Annotated in this window: 22 protein-coding genes, 7 tRNA genes and 2 pseudogenes; 21 read left to right on the plus strand and 10 right to left on the minus strand. The window is 45.3% G+C overall.

The window, feature by feature from the left end; translation table 11 throughout:
• A pseudogene (locus VIM88_RS02415) lies at positions 1-175 on the plus strand (polyphosphate kinase 2); the annotation flags it as partial.
• 7 nt (positions 176-182) lie between these two features.
• Here VIM88_RS02415 and nth read toward each other — a convergent pair.
• Complete coding sequence (gene nth / locus VIM88_RS02420; protein WP_331861293.1) at positions 183-833, minus strand: endonuclease III; 651 nt, start codon at positions 831-833, stop codon at positions 183-185.
• 114 nt (positions 834-947) lie between these two features.
• Here nth and VIM88_RS02425 point away from each other — a divergent pair, with 114 nt between their 5' ends.
• From VIM88_RS02425 to hisD, 6 genes are all read left to right on the plus strand, one after another.
• Complete coding sequence (locus tag VIM88_RS02425) at positions 948-1,847, plus strand: peptidylprolyl isomerase (protein WP_331861294.1); 900 nt, start codon at positions 948-950, stop codon at positions 1,845-1,847.
• A gap of 28 nt (positions 1,848-1,875) precedes the next feature.
• Positions 1,876-2,493: a hypothetical protein gene (locus VIM88_RS02430; protein WP_331861295.1), complete on the plus strand. Its 618-nt coding sequence runs from the start codon at positions 1,876-1,878 to the stop codon at positions 2,491-2,493.
• 75 nt (positions 2,494-2,568) lie between these two features.
• Positions 2,569-3,051, plus strand: coding sequence for a hypothetical protein (locus VIM88_RS02435; RefSeq protein ID WP_331861296.1), 483 nt, complete (start codon positions 2,569-2,571; stop codon positions 3,049-3,051).
• A gap of 24 nt (positions 3,052-3,075) precedes the next feature.
• Positions 3,076-4,149: a class II fructose-bisphosphate aldolase gene (gene fbaA, locus VIM88_RS02440; RefSeq protein WP_331861297.1), complete on the plus strand. Its 1,074-nt coding sequence runs from the start codon at positions 3,076-3,078 to the stop codon at positions 4,147-4,149.
• A gap of 42 nt (positions 4,150-4,191) precedes the next feature.
• Entirely contained in the window at positions 4,192-5,058 is an 867-nt protein-coding gene (locus VIM88_RS02445) for a 1-aminocyclopropane-1-carboxylate deaminase/D-cysteine desulfhydrase (RefSeq protein WP_331861298.1), read from the plus strand.
• A 93-nt stretch (positions 5,059-5,151) separates the two neighbouring features.
• Positions 5,152-6,444, plus strand: a complete 1,293-nt coding sequence (hisD, locus tag VIM88_RS02450; RefSeq protein ID WP_331861299.1) for a histidinol dehydrogenase — start codon at positions 5,152-5,154, stop codon at positions 6,442-6,444.
• Positions 6,445-6,708: 264 nt separating this feature from the next.
• Here hisD and VIM88_RS02455 read toward each other — a convergent pair.
• The 8 genes from VIM88_RS02455 to VIM88_RS02490 all read right to left on the minus strand — a co-directional run bounded on the left by VIM88_RS02455 (position 6,709) and on the right by VIM88_RS02490 (position 8,067).
• Positions 6,709-6,785 (minus strand) — tRNA-Asp (locus tag VIM88_RS02455).
• Positions 6,786-6,893: 108 nt separating this feature from the next.
• Positions 6,894-6,969: transfer RNA gene (locus tag VIM88_RS02460), tRNA-Val, on the minus strand.
• Between the two features lie 25 nt (positions 6,970-6,994).
• Positions 6,995-7,070 (minus strand) — tRNA-Glu (locus VIM88_RS02465).
• 31 nt (positions 7,071-7,101) lie between these two features.
• Positions 7,102-7,177 (minus strand) — tRNA-Val (locus tag VIM88_RS02470).
• Between the two features lie 15 nt (positions 7,178-7,192).
• A tRNA-Lys gene (locus tag VIM88_RS02475) sits at positions 7,193-7,268 on the minus strand.
• Between the two features lie 58 nt (positions 7,269-7,326).
• A tRNA-Asp gene (locus VIM88_RS02480) sits at positions 7,327-7,403 on the minus strand.
• Between the two features lie 19 nt (positions 7,404-7,422).
• Positions 7,423-7,498, minus strand: a tRNA-Lys gene (locus VIM88_RS02485).
• A gap of 86 nt (positions 7,499-7,584) precedes the next feature.
• Positions 7,585-8,067, minus strand: a complete 483-nt coding sequence (locus VIM88_RS02490; protein WP_331861300.1) for a CinA family protein — start codon at positions 8,065-8,067, stop codon at positions 7,585-7,587.
• A gap of 83 nt (positions 8,068-8,150) precedes the next feature.
• Here VIM88_RS02490 and ileS point away from each other — a divergent pair, with 83 nt between their 5' ends.
• The 13 genes from ileS (at position 8,151) to rpmA (ending at position 19,638) form a co-directional block, all read left to right on the plus strand.
• On the plus strand, positions 8,151-10,919 hold the full coding sequence (gene ileS, locus VIM88_RS02495) for an isoleucine--tRNA ligase (protein ID WP_331861301.1): 2,769 nt from the start codon (positions 8,151-8,153) through the stop codon (positions 10,917-10,919).
• Entirely contained in the window at positions 10,919-11,047 is a 129-nt protein-coding gene (locus tag VIM88_RS02500; protein WP_331861302.1) for a hypothetical protein, read from the plus strand. Before ileS ends, VIM88_RS02500 begins: the two co-directional genes overlap by 1 nt.
• Positions 11,048-11,050: 3 nt before the next feature.
• Positions 11,051-12,394 carry an Asp-tRNA(Asn)/Glu-tRNA(Gln) amidotransferase subunit GatA gene (gatA, locus tag VIM88_RS02505; protein WP_331861303.1) on the plus strand — a complete coding sequence of 448 codons (1,344 nt, stop codon included), beginning with the start codon at positions 11,051-11,053 and terminating at the stop codon, positions 12,392-12,394.
• Between the two features lie 13 nt (positions 12,395-12,407).
• A complete protein-coding gene (gene guaB / locus VIM88_RS02510; protein WP_331861304.1) occupies positions 12,408-13,853 on the plus strand; it encodes an IMP dehydrogenase in 1,446 nt (481 codons plus the stop codon).
• 134 nt (positions 13,854-13,987) lie between these two features.
• A complete protein-coding gene (locus VIM88_RS02515; RefSeq protein ID WP_331861305.1) occupies positions 13,988-15,250 on the plus strand; it encodes an O-acetylhomoserine aminocarboxypropyltransferase/cysteine synthase family protein in 1,263 nt (420 codons plus the stop codon).
• Positions 15,251-15,308: 58 nt separating this feature from the next.
• Positions 15,309-16,403 carry a homoserine O-acetyltransferase MetX gene (gene metX, locus VIM88_RS02520; protein WP_331861306.1) on the plus strand — a complete coding sequence of 365 codons (1,095 nt, stop codon included), beginning with the start codon at positions 15,309-15,311 and terminating at the stop codon, positions 16,401-16,403.
• Entirely contained in the window at positions 16,400-16,609 is a 210-nt protein-coding gene (gene xseB / locus VIM88_RS02525; RefSeq protein ID WP_331861307.1) for an exodeoxyribonuclease VII small subunit, read from the plus strand. Before metX ends, xseB begins: the two co-directional genes overlap by 4 nt.
• Positions 16,609-17,412, plus strand: coding sequence for a carbon-nitrogen hydrolase family protein (locus tag VIM88_RS02530; protein WP_331861308.1), 804 nt, complete (start codon positions 16,609-16,611; stop codon positions 17,410-17,412). Before xseB ends, VIM88_RS02530 begins: the two co-directional genes overlap by 1 nt.
• Before the next feature lie 83 nt (positions 17,413-17,495).
• Positions 17,496-18,170: a HesA/MoeB/ThiF family protein gene (locus VIM88_RS02535; RefSeq protein ID WP_331861309.1), complete on the plus strand. Its 675-nt coding sequence runs from the start codon at positions 17,496-17,498 to the stop codon at positions 18,168-18,170.
• 47 nt (positions 18,171-18,217) lie between these two features.
• Positions 18,218-18,553, plus strand: a complete 336-nt coding sequence (locus VIM88_RS02540) for a hypothetical protein (protein ID WP_331861310.1) — start codon at positions 18,218-18,220, stop codon at positions 18,551-18,553.
• A 13-nt stretch (positions 18,554-18,566) separates the two neighbouring features.
• Complete coding sequence (locus VIM88_RS02545; protein WP_331861311.1) at positions 18,567-18,956, plus strand: RidA family protein; 390 nt, start codon at positions 18,567-18,569, stop codon at positions 18,954-18,956.
• Positions 18,957-19,068: 112 nt separating this feature from the next.
• Positions 19,069-19,374 carry a 50S ribosomal protein L21 gene (rplU, locus tag VIM88_RS02550; protein WP_331861312.1) on the plus strand — a complete coding sequence of 102 codons (306 nt, stop codon included), beginning with the start codon at positions 19,069-19,071 and terminating at the stop codon, positions 19,372-19,374.
• Positions 19,375-19,383: 9 nt separating this feature from the next.
• Positions 19,384-19,638, plus strand: coding sequence for a 50S ribosomal protein L27 (gene rpmA / locus VIM88_RS02555; protein ID WP_331861313.1), 255 nt, complete (start codon positions 19,384-19,386; stop codon positions 19,636-19,638).
• A gap of 28 nt (positions 19,639-19,666) precedes the next feature.
• Here the strand turns inward: rpmA and VIM88_RS02560 are convergent, their stop codons facing one another.
• On the minus strand, positions 19,667-19,996 hold the full coding sequence (locus VIM88_RS02560; RefSeq protein ID WP_331861314.1) for a hypothetical protein: 330 nt from the start codon (positions 19,994-19,996) through the stop codon (positions 19,667-19,669).
• Between the two features lie 136 nt (positions 19,997-20,132).
• Between VIM88_RS02560 and VIM88_RS02565 the strand changes: the two are divergent.
• A pseudogene (locus VIM88_RS02565) lies at positions 20,133-20,623 on the plus strand (GTPase ObgE); the annotation flags it as partial.

Raw genomic sequence — 20,623 nt, forward strand, 5'->3', positions numbered from 1 at the left:
TACCCACACAGGTGACGCACCATGGATCATCGTAGACAGTAATGACCAAAAGCGGGCACGGTTGGAATCCATACGTTATGTCCTTTCGCACATAGACTATGAAGGAAAAGAGGATGCGACTATTAACCTGCATCCTGACCCTGAGATCGTTGAGCGCTACCATTTGACGCTCTGACTGAAGATTAGACTTTGAACGACTGTGTGGTTTTACAGTGTGCTTTCATGAAGCACCCTTCGCACTCGGGTTTGACCGCCTTGCATTTGTATCGGCCAAAAAGAACCATCGCCTGATGGAGCAGGTGCAGGTCGGTCTTAAATTTTCTGCTCAACTCTTCTTCACACTTCACGGCCGTTTTGGCATCGCTCAGACCTAAACGGTGGGCTACCCTGAAAACATGGGTATCTACAGCCATTAGGTTGGCCCCGGCATACTCTATCATGACCACATTGGCCGTTTTTTGGCCCACACCCGCAAGCTTGACCAGCTCATCCCGCTCCAACGGGACTTCACCTCCGTAGTTTTCTACCACGGAGCGTGCCATTTTGATGAGGTTTTCAGCCTTATTGTTGAAAAAGGAGCAGGTACTGATGTAGGATTTGACTTCATCCAGGTCGGCATTGGCCAAAGAGACGGGATCAGGATAGGCTTCAAAAAGTGCAGGGGTGATGATATTGACACGTTTATCGGTGCACTGTGCAGAGAGCATCACGGCGATAAGCAGTTCATAAAGATTACGATACTCCAGTTCGGTCACTGAATCAGGATAGTGTTCAAGAAAGATACTTTTTATCTCTTCGATCTCTTTTTTGGTTGCTTTTTTGATCTTTGCCATACATATTGCCTTACTTCTAATAAAATAATGAATAGAATAGTAGCACATTAATGAACTATTTACCCAAGAGGACTATACTTGTTTTCAAATTTAGACTACCAAGGATGACACATAATGATTAAACTAGCAAAAACTTCTCTATTGGCAATGTCGGTGATGATCACATCAGCGATGGCATCGGATATACTTGTCACGGTCAACGGCAAAAATATCACCAAGCAAGATGCGCAGGCATTTCTGAATGCCTCTTCTCCTAAAGCAAATTTTGCGGAACTTACGTCCGAGGAAAAGAAGATAGTGACCGAGAGACTGATCGAGAGAGCGCTGTTCGCAGAACTTGCACTGGATGAAGGGATAGACAAGAAAGCTGAATTCAAAAGAAACATGGAAAAGATCAAAAATGAACTTTTAGTCAATATGTGGATGAAGTCGCAACTGGATAATGCCATTGTCAGTGACAGTGAAGCCAAAACCTTCTATAAGGAAAATGCGGCAAAGTTTATGAGCAAGCCCTCCATGCACGCGAGACATATATTGATAAGAGCAGCTACGGATAAGGATTCAGAGTCAGCAAGAAGCTTTACAGAAGAAGAGGCGATAAAAGAAGCACAAGGGATCATTGATACCTTAAAACCTCTGAAGGGTGAAGCATTGAGAAACAAGTTCATCGAATTGGCTAAAACCAAATCAATGGGCCCTTCGGCTCCTAAAGGCGGGGATCTCGGCACTTTCGCCAAAGAGCAGATGCTCCCGGAGTTTTCAAAAGCAGCATGGGAACTTGAAAAGGGGCAGATCACCATGCAGCCTGTGAAAACACAGTTCGGCTATCATGTGATCTACCTTGAGTCGAAATCGGATGCCACCCCTATTCCTTACGAAAAGGTGAAAGAGGACATCATCAATTTATTAAAGCAACAGCAGTTTACTGTTAAAATCACAGAAATAGCTAAAGAACTTAAAAGTAAAGCTGAAATTGTTGATATGACAGAAGAAACGAATACAACGAAACAGTGATCCTTTAGTGATCAAACAGGAAAAAAATATGAGAAAAAAATCTATGGTATTAGGTCTATCGCTTGGTTTGGCGATAAGTGCAGCGTCTGCCGATGACCTAAAGAACAGTTTAACCAATATCTTGAATAAAGAAGAGAAACCATCGATCGTCAATCTTGACAGTGTCAACCTTGATGGCAAAGCAAAACCTGTACAGCAGGTAAAAAAAACAAGATCCTCTCAAGCAGTGATCGCTACGGTGAATGGTCATAATATCATCAAAAAAGAGGCAGATGGGTATCTCAAACAGCGTACCCAGGGTAAAGTGACCGACTTTGACCACCTTCCTCCAGAGCAGCGTTCTAGGCTTGTCAATGAGCTGGCACTTCCTGTAGTGGTAGCGGATGCAGCTAAAAAAGAGTTGACTGAAGAAGAAAAGCAGGTAGCCTATACACGGGCATGGATGCAAAGAGAAGCACGTAAGATCATTATTAGCGATGAGCAGGCGGAGGAAGTCTATACGCAGTTAAAGCAGCAGGCACAAGAGAACAATGCGACACAAAAGATACCTCCGTTTGAAAGCATTAAAGATAAACTTAAAATGCAACTGATAGAGAAGACATTGGTAGATAGGGTGACGAAAGATGTCGAGATCAAAGTACTCTAAAACACGTTATTAATGAGTTATTGGTAAACATTAGAGTAGAATACACACACAACATTACACAAAAGGAAATAGAGAATGAAAAAAACCCTTGTTATATTAGGTTTAACATTGGCACTGACAACAAATTATGCAACAGCGAAACCGGTAGCTACGGTCAACGGTATGGAAATCACCCTGGAAGAAGCAAACAAAGCACTGAATTCACTGACGCAAGGCAAAATGACATGGGATAAACTTCCTGCAGATGACAAAAAACAGCTGATCCAAATGATGGCTCCTGCAAAACTTGTAGCAGCAGAATCTAAAAAAACTTTAAGCGATAAAGAGAAAGAAGCGGCACTTTCAGCTTTCTGGATGCAGAAAAAAATGTCGACCACCGAAGTCACTGACAAAGAAGCGGAAGATGCCTATAACAAAATGAAGAAAGCAGCCGAGGAAGCTAAAAGCACACAGGAAATACCTCCATTTGAGAGAGTGAAGCAGAGTATTAAAATGCAACTTGCACAGGAAAAAGTGGTGAGCGGCTTGATGGAAAATGCCAAGATCGAAGTAAAATAGTTTCATAGTAAGAGGAAATTGACAATGTCTACAAAAGTTTTAGATGTAGTACAGGCAGGTGTAGTGACCGGGGATGACCTTCAGAAGTTATTCAAGATAGCAAAAGAGGAAGGTTTTGCATTGCCTGCGGTCAATGTGGTGAGCACAAGTTCGGTCAATGCGGTACTGGAAGCGGCAAAGAAAGTAAATTCGCCTGTGATCATTCAGTTCTCCAACGGAGGAGGTGCATACTATGCCGGACAGGGTTTGCCTTCAGACGAAGCAGCTATTTTGGGCTGTATCTCGGGCGCGCAGCATGTACATACCGTCGCTAAGGCATACGGTGTACCTGTGGTCCTTCATACTGACCATGCTGCCAGAAAGCTTCTGCCTTGGATCGATGCTTTGCTGGATGCAAGTGAAGCACACTACAAAGTACACGGTACACCGCTTTTTTCTTCTCATATGATCGATCTTTCAGAGGAGCCTCTGGAAGAGAATATCGCTACATGTAAAACCTACCTGGAGCGTATGTCCAAAATGGGTATGACGTTGGAGATAGAGCTTGGTGTAACGGGCGGAGAAGAAGACGGTGTCGATAACAGTGATATCGACAATGCACTGCTGTATACACAGCCTGAAGAGGTCGCCTATGCGTATGAAGAGCTTTCAAAGGTTTCTGACAAGTTCACCATTGCGGCATCTTTTGGAAATGTGCATGGCGTATATAAACCGGGGAATGTCTCTTTGACCCCTAAGATCCTTGACAATTCTCAGGCCTATATAGAGAAGAAATACCATACCGCTGAGAAACCTGTGAACTTTGTCTTCCATGGCGGTTCCGGCTCAGAGCTTTCTGATATCAGGGAAGCGATCAACTATGGTGTGGTCAAAATGAACATTGATACAGATACGCAATGGGCATTCTGGGACGGTGTACGTACCTACATCGCGCTACATTATGACTATTTACAGGGGCAGATCGGCAACCCTGACGGGGAAGATAAGCCGAACAAAAAGTACTATGACCCAAGAAAATGGTTACGTGCGGCAGAACAGTCGACCGTGGCCAGACTTGAAAGAGCATTTGAAGACCTGAACTGTTTAAACAGAAATTAGCAGAAAGCTCAGCGTTCCTGGGCTTCTCCCGGGAATATAACCATGAAAACATTCGATCTTCCCTCTCCCATCCAATCCATCACTGTTGAAGAACAGCATTTCTATTTGAAACGGGATGACCTGATAGACCCTGATTTTTCCGGGAACAAAGCACGCAAATTCTACTATTTCCTTCAAAATGAGTTTCCGGATGTTCATAAGCTGATCTCCTACGGCTCTTCACAGTCCAATGCGATGTATTCGCTCTCTGTTCTGGCAAAGATGAAAGGATGGGAGTTCGAGTACAGGGTGGACCATATCGCTGAGCATTTGAAGACACATCCCCACGGGAACTACAAGGCCGCTTTGGAGCACGGCATGCAGATTGCTGAAAAGAGATGGTCAGAAGCTGAGGAACACCCCAGAGGAGTCCTTTTCATAGAAGAGGGCGGACGTGCGAAAGAAGCGGAATACGGTGTGAAAATACTGGCTGAAGAGATCCTTCAGTGGAAAGAAGAGCATGGGTTGGAAGCATTAAATGTTTTTTTGCCTTCCGGTACTGGCACCACCGCACTTTTTTTACAGAAACACCTTCTGCCAGACCATGTCTATACAACGCCGTGTGTAGGCGATGCGCACTATCTGAAAACGCAGTTTTCAGCCTTGGAAAAGAATGAAAAGCTTCATCCTGTGATCGTGAGTCCGGAGAAAAAATACCATTTTGGGAAACTTTATAAAGAAAACTACAAAATTTGGCTAAAATTACAACAACAGACGGGAGTGGAGTTTGACCTCCTTTATGACCCAATCGGATGGCGGGTACTGCTTGCACATCCAGAGATCTTTTCTACACCGACACTCTACATCCATCAGGGTGGTCTGTTGGGTAATGAGAGTATGCTCCCAAGATATCAGAGAAAATACGGCTAGCCTATAAGTGTCTGTTGAAGATAAGACAGCGTCAGCGTAGTTTTTTGGACTTGGTTCATAAAGTGTGGTATAAATAAAATATAAGGATATATGGTGAAAATATTTTATAGTAGTGACGATACATTTGAAGCAAACTTTAACGCGTTGCTTCAGCGCGGAAAGATGGACATTGAAGGTGTGACAGGCATCGTTTCAGGATTACTGAAAGAGATCCAGACGGAAGGTAACACTGCAGTCAAAGCGCAGATAGCAAAGTTTGACAGATGGGAACCTGCGAATGACGAGGCTTTGGAGGTCTCTACAGAAGAGATGGCCCAAGCCTATGATGCCTTAGACCCTGAACTGCGTAAGGCACTCCACCTTTCCTATGACCGTATAGAGAGCTACCATCAGAAACTCATGCCAAAGACATGGATGGACAAAGAGGCCAACGGGAGCATCCTGGGTCAGAAAGTGACCGCTGTCGATAGAGCAGGCCTCTATATTCCCGGCGGAAAAGCTGCGTATCCAAGTTCACTGCTGATGAACGTGATCCCCGCACAGGTGGCAGGTGTAGAAGAGATCGTGGTGTGTACCCCGACACCAGATGATGAGATCAATGAACTGCTGCTTGCTGCCTGTCACCTGTGTAAGGTGACAAAAGTCTTTAAAGTAGGCGGTGCCTCAGCGATCGGTGCGATGGCGTATGGAACAGAGACCATTCCCAAAGTGGATGTCATCACCGGGCCGGGAAATATCTTTGTCGCTACGGCCAAAAAGCTGGTCTATGGCGAAGTGAACATCGATATGATCGCAGGGCCTTCAGAGATAGGGATATTGGCAGATGAAAGCGCACGAGAGGATTACATCGCCATTGACCTTCTTTCCCAGGCAGAACACGATGAGATGGCAAGTTCCATCCTGATCACCACAGATGGAGAGCTGGCCAACAGAGTGAGCGACAAGGTAGAAGAGTTCCTCGGTACACTTTCTAGAGAAGAGATCGCCAGAAAGTCTATAGAGGAGAGAGGGGCCATCATCGTGACGCAAGACATGAATGAAGCGATCGAGCTGATGAACGAGATAGCGCCTGAACACCTGGAAGTGATCACGAACGATCCTATGTCTTTACTGGAAAAGATCAAACACGCGGGTGCCATTTTCCTTGGAGAAAATACACCAGAGCCCATCGGTGACTATGTGGCAGGACCGAACCACACACTGCCTACAGGCGGAACCGCGAAATTCTATTCACCTTTGAGTGTAGAACACTTCTTGAAGAAATCTTCTATCATTTCCATGAGCAAAGAGGGGATGCAGGAGATCGGCGGTGCCTGTGCAATGATCGCACATACGGAAGGGCTGACCGCACATGAGGAATCTGTGCGTATCCGATTGAGAGATTAAGCTTCTTTTTTTCGTTGCTATGGTTTCAGTAGTAACGAATACTTCAATTGCCAAATCATACTTTACGATTCAAGTTTCTCTTCATTCCTTTTTTCTTTGTTGATGCAACAAAAGAATAAAACGAAGCCAAAAAAAGAAAATGCAAAGAACTGTCGTCCATCAAGATTTCCCGTTTATTATAGAACTTTAGATCACTTAAAAATTATAGAGAGTATGATTGTTTTTTATATTAAGAGATTAAAAAATGATTCTTTGATAGTAGTATGGCGCGGTGGACGAGACTCGAACTCGCGACCCCCTGCGTGACAGGCAGGTATTCTAACCAACTGAACTACCACCGCACCGTATAAGATAGAACAAAACTAGTTTTGTGAGCATTCTGCTGAAGAAAACTCAGTGTTAACGTAGTGAAATGGACTTTGTTCATTTCGCGTTCTAATAAATAAAAATGGTGGTCGCTACAAGACTCGAACTTGTGACATCTACCTTGTAAGGGTAGCGCTCTACCAACTGAGCTAAGCGACCTTATATTATGTTTTTAGGACAAGATTGGCGACCCTTAAAGGATTTGAACCTCTGTTTTTACGTTGAAAACGTAATATCCTTGGCCACTAGATGAAAGGGTCATCATGAACCGTAAACATGGTATTGTTAACATGGTGGTCGCTACAAGACTCGAACTTGTGACATCTACCTTGTAAGGGTAGCGCTCTACCAACTGAGCTAAGCGACCAAAGAACATCTATAGTGGTGACCCTTCATGGATTCGAACCATGGGCCCACTCCTTAAAAGGGAGTTGCTCTACCAACTGAGCTAAAAGGTCATAATAAATGAAACTTCGTTTGATGAGCCGACTGCTGAAGTCTGCTTCAAAAATGTACTGGCGCGGTGGACGAGACTCGAACTCGCGACCCCCTGCGTGACAGGCAGGTATTCTAACCAACTGAACTACCACCGCACCTAAAAAATAATAATAGTGGTGACCCTTCATGGATTCGAACCATGGGCCCACTCCTTAAAAGGGAGTTGCTCTACCAACTGAGCTAAAAGGTCTCACATTTTTGCACTTATTTTCTGAATAAGTGGACGGAATTATAGCTCAGAAAGCTTTTATTGTCAAGAGAATTGAGGCAAAACTTTTAAATTTCCAATTGTTCAGCCAATTTCTCGATCGCGTATACGGTAGATCGTTCTTGAACAGCTTCTCTGGGACCATCAAAGTGACAATGATATACTTCTTTGGAAAAAGGTGTCTTTAGACCTATATATACGGTTCCTACAGGTTTGAATTCAGTGCCGCCTGTCGGCCCGGCTATACCCGATACAGCTATGGCATAGTCAGAACCTGTCATTTTTTGTATGCCGTCGAGCATTTGTGAAACGCAGGGTTCGCTCACCGCGCCATCGTTTTCAAGCACCTCCCTGCTTACTCCCAGCCACTGGTGTTTGATCTCGTTCGAGTAGGTGACACAGGCACCATGCAGTATGGTTGAAGCACCGGATACCGCTGTAAATGCCGCAGCGATACGTCCGCCGGTACAGCTTTCCGCAAAAGAGATGGTCTGTTCCTCTTTTGTCAGTTTTTGAATGATTTTTTCTATGGTATTTTGTATATTTTTCATAAGATTATTGTACCAAAAGTAGCTTCTAATGCTCTTTTGGATACAATCACGGGATAATATATAAGATTGAGGTATTATCAACTATGGATTTTAAAGACACACTTCTCCTCCCCAAAACAGATTTCCCAATGCGTGGGAACCTCCCGAATAATGAGCCTAAAAAATACAATGCATGGTTTGATGCCGATATCTATGAGCAGATGAAAACAAAACGTCAAGGCGCTGAAATGTTCACGCTTCATGACGGACCTCCCTATGCCAACGGTGACATTCATATCGGTCACGCACTTAACAAGATACTTAAGGACATCATCCTTAAGTATAACTACTTCCAGGGGAAAGCAGTGCGTATGACACCGGGATGGGATTGTCACGGTCTACCGATAGAACAGAAAGTGGAAGAGAAGCTGGGCAAAGAGAAAAAAGAGGCGATGCCTACAGAGAAATTCAGAGAGCTTTGCCGCGCACATGCCGAAAAGTTTGTGGAGATACAAAGAGACGGTTTCAAATCTTTAGGGGTGATCGCTGACTGGGAGAACCCTTATGTAACTATGGACTTCAAGTTTGAAGCCAATATCTACAGAACACTCTGCGAGGTGGCAAGAAAAGGCCTTTTGGTGGAGAGGCATAAACCTATCTTCTGGTCATGGGCGGCACGAACAGCGCTTGCAGATGCAGAGGTAGAGTATGAGGACAAGGAAGACTACTCCATCTATGTCCATTTTGAACTCAGTGATGCAGCCAAAGAGAAGCTGGGACTCGAAGGAAAAGCAGGTCTTGTGATCTGGACAACCACGCCCTGGACACTTCCTGCGAATACGGGTATCGCTTTGAATCCTGAAGAGATGTATGTTCTGACAGACGATGGGCATATCGTAGCAGAGGCACGTCATGATGCGATGATCGAAGAAGGGGTTGTTGCTGGACATGCCAGCAGAAAGATAGCGGCCAGAGAGATGGAGAATCTTTTGGCGATCAACCCTGTGAACGGTCGACCATCTAAAGTGGTACTGGGTGACCACGTACTGATGGATGGTGGTACCGGATGTGTACATACCGCACCCGGACACGGTGAAGATGACTACAAAGTAGGGCTTAAGTATGGCCTTGACGTGGTGATGCCTGTCGATGAACGCGGATGCTATGATGAGAGTGTCAAAGGGCTGAACCTGCTGCCTAACGCCGATGCATTTGTAGGAATGCATATCTTTAAGGCCAATGAACCCATTCTGGAGATCCTGGGTGATGCACTGCTGAAAGAGAGCAAGTTCGTGCACTCCTATCCGCACTGCTGGAGAACGAAAAAACCGCTGATCTACAGAGCAACGAACCAGTGGTTCATCTCCATAGACGATACCGCCCAGGGTGCCAAAAATACGTTGAGAGAGACCGCGCTCAATGCGATCGAAGGGGTGGACTTTTATCCCAAGAGCGCTAAAAACCGTCTCAAGCCGATGATAGAGGGCAGACCTGACTGGTGTATCTCCCGTCAGCGCTCCTGGGGAGTGCCTATCGCATTCTTCAGAAACAAGAGCACCAAGGAAGTGATCCTGGACGAAAAGGTTCTGGAGCATGTAGCGGCTCTTTTTGATCAACAGGGTGCAGATGCCTGGTACTCCATGAGCATTGAGGAACTTCTTCCTGCAGACTCAGGTTACAATGCCAGTGACCTGGAGAAGATCGATGATATCCTGGATGTATGGTTCGACTCCGGTTCGACCTGGAACTCTGTGATCAAAAGCGGTAACTATGATGCGGGTGAGTATCCTGCCTCGCTTTACATTGAGGGAAGTGACCAGCATAGAGGATGGTTCCAGTCTTCTCTCCTTCTCTCTGCAGCGGTGAACGAAGTCTCCCCGTACAAAACGCTGATCACGCACGGGTTTACGGTGGACGAGAAGGGTGAGAAAATGTCCAAGTCCAAGGGGAACGTGGTTGCCCCGGACAAGGTCATCAAGGAGTACGGCTCAGAGATCCTCAGACTGTGGGTCGCGCTTTCGGACTATCAGTCAGACCTGAAGATCTCTGACGGTATTTTGAAGCAGACGGCAGAACAGTACAGAAAGATAAGAAATACGTTCAGGTTCTTGCTTGCGAACGTGAATGATCTTGAGAGCTATGTTCCCAATGATGCGTACGGTGAATTGGACCGATGGATATTGACCAAAGCCAGAGAGGTATTTGCATCCGTCAAAAGTTCTTTTGATGCCTATGATTTCCTTAGAGGATTCGCAACCCTGAACCATTTCATCACGAATGAACTTTCCGGTATCTATATGGATATCACGAAAGACAGACTCTACTGTGAAGATAAAAATGACAAGAGCAGAAGAGCGACACAGTCCGCGATGGCACATATTGCCAAAGCGATGCTGGGGCTGGTTGCTCCGGTACTGACCTATACGGCAGACGAGATACTCGAGTATGCACCGGTGCTTTTCAAAGACGGGATGGAAAATGTATTTGACCTTGTCTATGTGGAAGTGCCGAAAGTTGAAGCAAGTTTTGATGATGCCATACTGATCACGGCACGTGAAAAGTTCTCTGAAGCGGTAGATAAGCTCAAAAAAGAGAAACTGATGAAATCCACACTGGAAGTAGAGATAGCAGGTGAGATAGACACTTTTGCCATCAATGACAGCAAAGACCTGGAAGACTGGTTCGTAGTTTCAGCGGTGAAGTCACAAAGTGAAGGGGAGCAGGTAGCCTCTTTTGAGGTGGCAGGCAAAACATTCACCGTGCATAAAGCAAGCGCTGCCAAATGTCCAAGATGCTGGAGATTTACAAGTACCTCCGATGCGTGTGCCTGTGAGAGATGTGCCAAGGTGGTCGGTAATGGAGAAGTTGCTTAATGTTTGATATGTCTCAGCCTATACAGATCGAGGTGATCGCGGGTTCGATCGTTTTTATACTTGGTCTGGTCGGTATAGGCCTGGGAGTTGTCGCGTATTATAAAAAGAAACAAGAAAGACAAGGATAATAATTGATTACTTTGAAAGAAGCATTAACAAAATCGCATGAAGAATTGGCAGAGCTGAGAACAGAACTTGAGACCAAAGCGAAAGAGTCCGGTCTCAATGCGTATGTAGGCTTTGAAAGTTCAGGTGAGGGTGTGCCCATCCTAATCAAAGACAATATTCAGGTCAAAGACTGGCCTGTCACCTCTGGTTCTAAAATTCTTCAGGGGTATATCGCTCCCTATGAGGCCACTGCGGTCAAGAACCTCAAAACAAAGGGAATGATGGCATTTGGCCGTGCAAATATGGATGAGTTTGCCATGGGTTCGACCACCGAAAGTTCCTTCTACGGTCCTACGAAAAACCCGCATGGGACCAACAGAGTGCCAGGCGGCTCCTCGGGCGGTTCTGCGGCAGCGGTTGCCGGCGGTATCGCGATAGCGGCCCTGGGATCTGATACAGGCGGGTCCATCAGGCAGCCTGCAGCGTACTGCGGTGTGGTAGGGATGAAGCCTACGTACGGAAGGGTGAGCCGTTTTGGTCTGGCAGCCTATGCCTCTTCGCTTGACCAGATAGGCCCTATCGCACAGAATGTTGAAGATGCTGCGATCCTGTATGATGCGATCAAAGGGCATGATGAGAAGGATTCTACTTCTGCGGACTTCGAGATAGAAAATATCGCCGGTCATATCAACCCTGATGCAAAACTGACCATTGCAGTGATAGACAATTACATTTCCGAAGCGGATGAAGAGATACAGAAAGCGTATGCACAAACGGTGAAAGCCTTAGAAGAAGCAGGACATACGATCATACATAAGAATATGCAGAACACCAAGTATGACATTGCGACCTATTATATTCTGGCGACCGCTGAAGCAGCAACGAACCTTGCACGTTTTGACGGGGTACGGTATGGAAGAAGAGCTGAGTCCAAAAACACAGAAGAACTTTTTTACAATACCAGGTCGGAAGGTTTTGGCGAAGAGGTAAAAAGACGTATCCTGCTGGGGAACTTTGTCCTTTCGTCAGGCTATTATGATGCCTATTATGTCAAAGCACAAAAAGTAAGACACCTTATCAGGGACGAGTTCAATGCTATTTTTGCAGAGGCAGACCTGATACTTTCACCTGTGGCGCCATCTGTGGCACCTGAGATAGGTGCATCGGAAGACCCGCTTGAAATGTATAAGAGCGACATGTATACGATAGCCATCAACCTTGCAGGGCTCCCTGCGATCTCACTTCCGGTAGCCAAAAATGGTGAGGGTATGCCTATAGGCTTGCAGCTGATTGCGAAAGCATTTAACGAGAAAACGCTTTTTGACGGTGCTGCAAGCATGGAAAAAGTGGTAAAATATACTAAATAAACAAAGGAAAAATATGAGAATTAAAAAAAGAGCATTGACATTTGAAGATGTCTTACTAGTACCGCAACATTCCGTTGTGCTTCCCAAGGAAGTTTGTTTAAAAAGTAACCTTACCAAACGTGTCACACTGAACACACCTATCGTATCGGCGGCGATGGATACCGTAACGGAGTATAAAGCAGCGATCGCCATGGCACACTTGGGCGGTATAGGGATCATCCATAAAAATATGGATATTGCGACACAGGCCAAGCAGGTCACCAAAGTGAAGAAGTCCGAGAGCGGTATCATCATCGATCCGATCTTCATAGGTCCGGACAAAACAGTAGCAGATGCAGATGCCCTGATGGGTGAATACAAGATATCCGGTGTGCCTGTGGTAGACGATGATCTGAAACTTGTAGGGATCATCACGAACCGTGATATGCGCTTCATCACTGACATGGGTCTGCGTATTTCAGAGGTGATGACCAAAGCCCCATTGATCACTGCAAAAGTAGGTATCACGCTTGAAGAAGCAGCAAAAGTACTTCAGGCACACAAGATAGAAAAACTGCCTATCGTAGATGACAATGGCGTACTTCAAGGGCTTGTTACCATTAAGGACATTGAAAAAAAAGAGAAGTTCCCCAATGCAAATAAAGATCAGCATGGCCGTCTAAGAGTAGGTGCAGCGATCGGTGTGGGACAACTTGATCGTGCTACTGCATTGGTAGAAGCGGGGGTAGATGTGATCGTACTGGACTCTGCACACGGTCACTCGCAGGGGATCATCGATACACTGAAACTCATCAAGAAAACACTGGATGTGGATGTCATTGCCGGGAATATCGCAACGGCAGCTGCTGCACGTGACCTTATAGATGCAGGCGCGGATGCTGTGAAGGTGGGGATAGGGCCCGGGTCCATCTGTACAACGCGTATCGTTGCGGGGGTAGGTGTGCCGCAGATCTCTGCTATCGCAGAGGTGGCAGAAGTGGCCAACAAGGCGGGTGTACCTGTGGTTGCTGACGGGGGTATCAAATACTCCGGAGATCTTGCAAAGGCCCTGGCGGTAGGTGCAAGTTCGGTGATGCTGGGGTCTGCGCTGGCAGGTACCTATGAAGCACCGGGCGATATGATCCTCTTTAACGGTAGACAGTTTAAAGAGTACAGAGGCATGGGAAGTATCGGTGCGATGACCAAAGGAAGTACGGACCGTTACTTCCAGGAGGGAACAGCGGCGGACAAACTCGTACCCGAAGGGATCGAAGGGCGTGTACCGTATAGAGGGCGTATCGCAGATGTGGTCCATCAAATGGTCGGCGGGCTTCGTTCATCCATGGGATATTGCGGATCAGAATCCATCAAAGTGTTCTGGGAGAAGGCAGAGTTCGTCGAGATCACTTCCGCCGGACTTAAAGAGAGCCATGTGCATGATGTGGCTATCACTAAAGAGTCTCCGAACTACTCTTCATAATATGCGCTCCGCAGTGTATGGCCAATGTAGCAGGGCCATGCACTCTTAAAATAAACACTCTTTTCTTTCAAACCATCTTCTCTTCAAGCAAGCACAAGCTATAATTTACCTATATAATCAAATAAGGAAATGTAATGCACGAACAAACACTGGCTATCCACGCAGGATATGAGAAAGATGCCCAAGGGACAATGGCAGTACCGATCTATCAGAGTACAGCGTATGAGTTTAGAGATACGGAACATGCAGCCAACCTTTTTGCACTCAAAGAGCTGGGTAATATCTATACACGTCTTATGAACCCGACCACAGATGTTTTTGAGAAACGTTTTGCGGCACTTGAGGGTGGTGTGGCAGCGATAGGTACGGCATCGGGTATGTCTGCCATCTTTTATGCCATTGCGAACGTGGCTGAAGCCGGAGACAATGTCATTGTTGCCAAACAGGTGTATGGCGGGACAACGACACTGACCGGACATACGATCAAACGTTTTGGCATAGAGACACGTTACTTTGATGTGCGAAACCCCGGTGAAATTGAAGCGTTGATCGATGAGAAGACAAAGATCATTCTTTTTGAAAGCATTACCAACCCCAGTATAGATGTGGCAGATATCGAAGCGATCGTAGCGATAGCAGATAAACACAATATCATCACGTGTGTAGACAATACAGTGGCAACGCCTGTACTCTGTAAACCGCTGGCACATGGCGTGGATCTGAGTGTACACAGTACGAGCAAGTACACTACAGGACAGGGGCTGGCACTGGGCGGTGTGATCGTTGAGCGTGAGAACCTGGTAGAGAAGATCAAAGGCAATGCGCGATACGACCACTTCAATACACCGGATGCAAGTTACCATGGACTGGTATATAGTGATGTACCCCTGCCGCTCTTTACATTGAGAGTGCGGCTTGCCCTCCTGCGTGACCTGGGTGGAGCACCAAGTCCATTCAACTCATGGCTGCATATACAAGGACTTGAGACGCTGCCGCTTCGTATGAAACAGCACTCATCTTCCGCACTTGCCATTGCAGAGTTTTTAGAGGGACACCCGAAGGTAAAAAGGGTCAATTACCCTGGATTAAGATCCAGTGCCCAAAACCCACTGGTTCAAAAGTACTTTAAAGAGGGGATGGCCAGTGGTCTTCTCTCCTTTGAAGTAGAGAGCAAGGAGCTGGCACAGAGCATCGCGGATGCTACAGATATTTTTGCAGTGGTGGTCAATATCGGTGACAGCAAGTCTATCATCACGCATCCTGCAAGTACCACACACCAACAGCTTTCAGCGAAAGAGCTTGAAGAGGCAGGTGTTCCCGGCGGGCTGGTAAGACTGAGCGTGGGTCTTGAGGATACACAGGACCTGATCGATGATTTGGCAAAGGCACTTGGATAGTTATAAAGCCCAAATAGGGTAAAATGATGCACAATTAACCAAACAACAAAAGCAGTCTATGAAAATCACTACGAAAACAGCACAATTTAGCTCTCCTCTCTACCTTGAGAGCGGGCGTATCTTAGAACCCTATGAGATCACATATGAGACATACGGTGAGCTAAACGAAGACAAGTCCAATGTTATTCTAGTGTGCCATGCACTGAGTGGTTCCCATCATGCGGCAGGGATCTATGAAGGTGAGCGAAAAGCCGGTTGGTGGGATGGACTCATCGGTGACGGCAAGGCGGTAGATACAGGCAGATACTTTGTCATCTGTACCAATGTCATAGGTTCCTGCTTTGGTTCGACAGGCCCGATGAGCGACAACTATCCGAGTGAAGAGCCTTACAGGCTTAGGTTCCCTGTAGTGACCATTAAAGATATGGTGCGCGCACAGATGCACCTTCTTTCCCAGCTGGGGATCTACCATGTACGGGCAGTGATCGGCGGCTCTATGGGAGGGATGCAGGCATTGCAGTTCGCGGTGGATTATCCAAACTTTTCAGATGAGGTCATCTCCCTTGCTGCCACCTATGCAACACGGCCCTGGACGATCGCATTCAATAAAGTGGCTGTAGAGGCCATACGTCGGGATCCTAGGTTCAAGCACGGGAACTATGAGAGAGGTGCGTTCGAAGAAGAAGGCCTGGACGGTCTGGCCATAGGGCGGATAGCGGGGCATATCTCTTATCTGTCACCAGACTCCATGGATGAAAAATTTGGCCGCAACTATGTCAATAATGATGGTCTTTTTGAACTTTTCGGACGCTATGAAGTAGAGAGGTACATGGAGTACAATACCAACAACTTTTCACGTATCTTTGATCCGCTTTCCTATCTTTATATAGTCAAAGCGATCAACACCTTTAATCTAAGCAGGGGATATGATTCGCTGCACGATGCCATTTCGCGTATCAAAGCCAAGGTGCATTTGATCAGTTTCTCATCAGATTATCTTTTCCTTCCTTGCGAGATGGAGCATATTGCCAAGATGATGAAACGCAATGGCCAGCCGCACAGTTATCTTGAAGTGCAAAGTACCTATGGGCATGATGCATTCTTGGTTGAACTGGAAAAATTTGAAGAGCATATCAGGGAGATATTACAATGAAAAATAAAACCTTTGAAGAGAAAATGGCACACTCAAAAGCCTTGCTGGAAAAACTGATGAATCCGGAGATCACGCTTGAAGAGTCAGTGAAACTGTATGAAGAGGGGCTGAAGAATATCAAAGAGGCACAGAGTCTGATAGAAGAGGCTAAAACAAAGATCAGCGTGATCGAACAAGCCAATCAGAATACGGGGGATAATGCATAATGGCACAGCTTGTTGTAGCAGCACTCCAATTGCCAACATTGGGCATGAATGCTACAAGACTTGAGTTCTATCTCAAGCAGGCCAAACAAAGAGGAGCAGATCTGCTGCTGCTCGGTGAGTATGTATTAAACCACTTTTTTAAAGAGTTTGCCACCATGTCGCCCAATATGGTGAAAGAACAGACACGCAAGCATATAGAACTTTTAAAAAATCTTGCACTGAAATATGATATTGTGTTCGTTGCGCCTATTATCATTACCAAAAAGGACGGCTATCATAAAACGATCGTAAAGATCACGGATAAGACCATCCGCTATTATGAACAGCAGATACTGCTGCCGTATGCGCACTGGAACGAAAAGAAGTTTTTTGCAAATCCGGTTGCACCGCTGAAAGACCCAATGACATTCAGCATCAAAGGATTTAAGGTCATGGTCATGGCCGGCTTTGAACTGCATTTTGACCATTTCTGGCAAAGGGTCACAGAGAAAAAGGTCGATCTTGTACTGCTTCCGACGGCTTCAACCTTCGGTTCGCATAACCGTTGGAGAGAGATCATTAAAACCAAAGCGTTTTTGCATGGCTGCTATATACTTAGAGCGAACCGTTTAGGCGAATACAGCGATAATGAGGTCAAATGGAAGTTTTATGGTGATACGATGCTGGTCTCGCCGGAGGGTGAAGTAGATATGATGCTGGAAGACAAAGAATCGATGCTGGTCGAAATGATAGATAAAGAAGAAGTGGTCGAACATCGGAAAGCATGGGCATTTGAAAAAGAGCTTCAGGCGAGGGTAGGATAGTTCTGTTTCGAGTAAGGAAAAACGCAGCTCTGGGAACAGGGTATGTATCTACAGGAGAGAGGAATTATTAAAAAGGATTTGGCATGACACAACAAGAATACTTTAACAGACAGATACAATTGTGGGGAGAAGCCACGCAAAAAGGGCTTCAGAGCAAGAAGATAGCCATTATCGGTTCCGGTGGTCTGGGGTCTACGCTCGCGATGGCACTGGGTACTTCCGGTATCGGTGAAATACATATGGTAGATTTTGATACGGTCTCAAGTCATAATATCCACAGACAGATTGCATTCACCTTGCAGGATGAAGGAAAGAACAAGGCCAAAACAATAGCTGAGCTGATAGAGACCAAAAACCCTTTTGTCAAAGCGCGCGCCTTTGATATGGATTTCGATGCTTTTAAAGCGTTGGGAAACAGGTACGACCTGATACTGGATGCGACAGATAATCTTCCTGTAAGAGGAGCCATAGACACCCATGCCAAAGAGACCGACACACCCTGGATCTATGCAAGTGTGGAAGAGTTCAACGGACAGGTATGTTTCTTTGATAAAGCGAACTTTCAAGTCTTTAACATTTCCGATCACAAACCAGGTGGGATCACGGCTCCTATAGTCATGCATATAGGATCGCTTCAAGCCAATCTGGCATTGCGGTACCTTGCAGGGCTGTCCGTTACAAAGGACAAACTCTATTATCTCTATTTCAATGACGAGGGTGAGTTGATCACACAAAAATTCGGCATGCCGAAGGTATAAATCTAAAACAAATAGTGTTAAAATACGATAAACAAAAAAGGATCCCTATGAAACGAAAGCATTTAGTTTGCTCAGCCATGATCTTGTTTTTGACAGGATGTACACAGGAGACACAAAACAGTATGAGCCGTTCACTTCAAAACTGGACAGGGACCAATGGTGTACTGGATATCTATGCAGGGGATAAACTGGTACATAAGTTTATCAAGATCGATAAAATTTCGACCGCCTATGGAAGCAGTGACAGCAGTGTAAGACCCTATCGCTACGGATATGGTGTGGATGATCTAAACTTCAACGGTAAAAAAGATGAAGGAGAGAAGAAGGTCTATTTTGAATTTTCCGACTACTCAACATCGTATATATTTTATGAAAGAAATTAAGGAGGACAGGCAAATGAAATTTATTTCGACAGAAGAGGCACCCGCGGCCATAGGACCATATTCGCAGGCAGTGGAAGCAAACGGATTCATCTATACATCAGGACAGATCGCTCTGACACCGGAGGGGGTTATGGCTGCGGATGATGTGGAGAACCAAACCCATCAGGTCATGAAAAACCTTTTTTATGTACTAGAGGCGGGAGGGGCACACTTCAATGATGTCATTAAAACGACCATCTATTTGGCAGATATGAACGATTTTGAGAAGGTCAATGCTATCTATGCACACTATTTCGGTCCACATAAACCGGTAAGAAGTACGGTAGCGGTAAAGACCTTGCCTAAAAATGCACTGGTGGAGATAGATTGTATCGCATTGGCCGGAGCGGATTATACTTTTTAGCGGTAAATAAGTGGAATACTCAGGGAAAGTAGTTTAGTTTAAAAAAATATTAAAACAACTTTGGGTATAATCACGAACTTTTTAAAAAACAATAGAAACAAAGGGTTTTGCAATGTACGCAATCATTAAAGCAAGTGGCCAACAATTTAAAGTGCAAGAGGGTGACATCATCGCTTTTGACAATATGAATCTTGAGCCAAAAGCAGCGGTAGAATTCAAAGAGGTTTTAGCGCTAGACAACGGTGAATTAACTGTAGGAGCTCCTTTCGTAGAGGGTGCTGTAGTTAAAGGTGAAGTGATCAATGAAGGTAGAGATAAAAAAGTTATCATCTACAAAAAAAGAAGAAGAAAAGATTCAAAACTTAAAAGAGGTTTCAGAAGAAGCTTTACTAGAGTTAGAATTACTAAAATAGCATAAGGAGATCAGATGGCACACAAGAAAGGACAGGGATCCACCCAAAATAACCGTGATTCAGCTGGACGTCGTTTAGGCGTTAAAAAATTTGGTGGTGAAACAGTTATCCCAGGTAACATTATCATCAGACAAAGAGGAACAAAAGTGCATCCAGGTAACGGTGTAGGAATGGGTAAAGACCATACAATATTCGCACTGATCGAAGGTGTAGTGAAGTTTGACAACAAAAGTGCTACACAGAAAAAAGTTTCAGTAGTACCTGCATAACCCCTGGTAGGTCCGAGATCTTTCGGGCTTACTTATCTACATTATTTTCGGATAATTTTCCCCTATTTTCATCCTCAACAACCAACAAATGTCTACATCTGTTTCGGCCTAAGAACCAACCATCATGATAGTCTTGATCCGTATTGAACAGTGTATGTGATTTTTTATACGTGCCTTTTGCCGTAATGCATCCGTCCATGATCCCCTGTTGATAGGTGTGTGAAAAGTCCTTACCGAAATAAACCCCACTGTAGGTATATCCAACTTCCTTTTCCGGCTCCTTCTTGGATTCGCAGCCTGTAGCAGAGAGCAATGCCGTGACCATGAAGCAGACAGGTAGTATTTTCTCTTTAAACATATGGGTACCTTTAGAATCTAATATAAAAATTATAGCGATTATTCCCCTAATTTAGATATAATTTCATAATTCATAGAGTATGGGCATAGGATTAGATGTAGTATGCTTCGGTTTTTCATAGATTAAAAGGTTATAAATGTTTGTAGATAGTGTTGAACTAACGATTAGTTCTGGTAAAGGTGGTGCAGGCGCCATCTCATTTTGGACAGAAAAATTTGTCACTAAAGGTGGCCCGGATGGCGGTGACGGCGGTCGTGGAGGTTCTGTATATTTCAAAGTGGATAATAATACAGATACCCTTTCAGGATTACGTGGCCGTAACCATATCAAAGCAGAGAACGGTCGTCCGGGCGAAGGCCGCAAATGTTATGGACGCAAAGGGAAGGATACGGTCATCACTGTACCACCGGGAACCACTGTAGTAGATATGGAGACGGGGGAAGAACTCCTTGATCTTGTGAACGAAGGGGAAGAGGTTCTCTTTCTCGAAGGCGGAAAAGGCGGATTGGGGAATATGCACTTCAAGAGTTCCAGTAACCAAAGGCCGACCTATGCACAACCCGGGCTTCCAGGCATTACCAAACATGTAAGACTTGAGATGAAACTCATCGCAGATGTAGGTCTGGT

Source organism: Sulfurovum sp. (genome assembly GCF_036568385.1).
GTDB lineage: Bacteria > Campylobacterota > Campylobacteria > Campylobacterales > Sulfurovaceae > Sulfurovum.

What these genes read in the sequence shown, in the direction of transcription:
- VIM88_RS02490 (WP_331861300.1), bottom strand. Translation starts at nt 8,067, where the DNA reads ATGAAAAATATACAAAATACCATAGAAAAAATCATTCAAAAACTGACA.
- ileS (WP_331861301.1), top strand. Translation starts at nt 8,151, where the DNA reads ATGGATTTTAAAGACACACTTCTCCTCCCCAAAACAGATTTCCCAATG.
- VIM88_RS02430 (WP_331861295.1), top strand. Translation starts at nt 1,876, where the DNA reads ATGAGAAAAAAATCTATGGTATTAGGTCTATCGCTTGGTTTGGCGATA.
- metX (WP_331861306.1), top strand. Translation starts at nt 15,309, where the DNA reads ATGAAAATCACTACGAAAACAGCACAATTTAGCTCTCCTCTCTACCTT.
- VIM88_RS02560 (WP_331861314.1), bottom strand. Translation starts at nt 19,996, where the DNA reads ATGTTTAAAGAGAAAATACTACCTGTCTGCTTCATGGTCACGGCATTG.
- VIM88_RS02515 (WP_331861305.1), top strand. Translation starts at nt 13,988, where the DNA reads ATGCACGAACAAACACTGGCTATCCACGCAGGATATGAGAAAGATGCC.
- VIM88_RS02435 (WP_331861296.1), top strand. Translation starts at nt 2,569, where the DNA reads ATGAAAAAAACCCTTGTTATATTAGGTTTAACATTGGCACTGACAACA.
- rpmA (WP_331861313.1), top strand. Translation starts at nt 19,384, where the DNA reads ATGGCACACAAGAAAGGACAGGGATCCACCCAAAATAACCGTGATTCA.
- VIM88_RS02545 (WP_331861311.1), top strand. Translation starts at nt 18,567, where the DNA reads ATGAAATTTATTTCGACAGAAGAGGCACCCGCGGCCATAGGACCATAT.
- xseB (WP_331861307.1), top strand. Translation starts at nt 16,400, where the DNA reads ATGAAAAATAAAACCTTTGAAGAGAAAATGGCACACTCAAAAGCCTTG.
- nth (WP_331861293.1), bottom strand. Translation starts at nt 833, where the DNA reads ATGGCAAAGATCAAAAAAGCAACCAAAAAAGAGATCGAAGAGATAAAA.
- VIM88_RS02535 (WP_331861309.1), top strand. Translation starts at nt 17,496, where the DNA reads ATGACACAACAAGAATACTTTAACAGACAGATACAATTGTGGGGAGAA.
- guaB (WP_331861304.1), top strand. Translation starts at nt 12,408, where the DNA reads ATGAGAATTAAAAAAAGAGCATTGACATTTGAAGATGTCTTACTAGTA.
- fbaA (WP_331861297.1), top strand. Translation starts at nt 3,076, where the DNA reads ATGTCTACAAAAGTTTTAGATGTAGTACAGGCAGGTGTAGTGACCGGG.
- VIM88_RS02425 (WP_331861294.1), top strand. Translation starts at nt 948, where the DNA reads ATGATTAAACTAGCAAAAACTTCTCTATTGGCAATGTCGGTGATGATC.
- rplU (WP_331861312.1), top strand. Translation starts at nt 19,069, where the DNA reads ATGTACGCAATCATTAAAGCAAGTGGCCAACAATTTAAAGTGCAAGAG.
- VIM88_RS02500 (WP_331861302.1), top strand. Translation starts at nt 10,919, where the DNA reads ATGTTTGATATGTCTCAGCCTATACAGATCGAGGTGATCGCGGGTTCG.
- VIM88_RS02540 (WP_331861310.1), top strand. Translation starts at nt 18,218, where the DNA reads ATGAAACGAAAGCATTTAGTTTGCTCAGCCATGATCTTGTTTTTGACA.
- VIM88_RS02530 (WP_331861308.1), top strand. Translation starts at nt 16,609, where the DNA reads ATGGCACAGCTTGTTGTAGCAGCACTCCAATTGCCAACATTGGGCATG.
- VIM88_RS02445 (WP_331861298.1), top strand. Translation starts at nt 4,192, where the DNA reads ATGAAAACATTCGATCTTCCCTCTCCCATCCAATCCATCACTGTTGAA.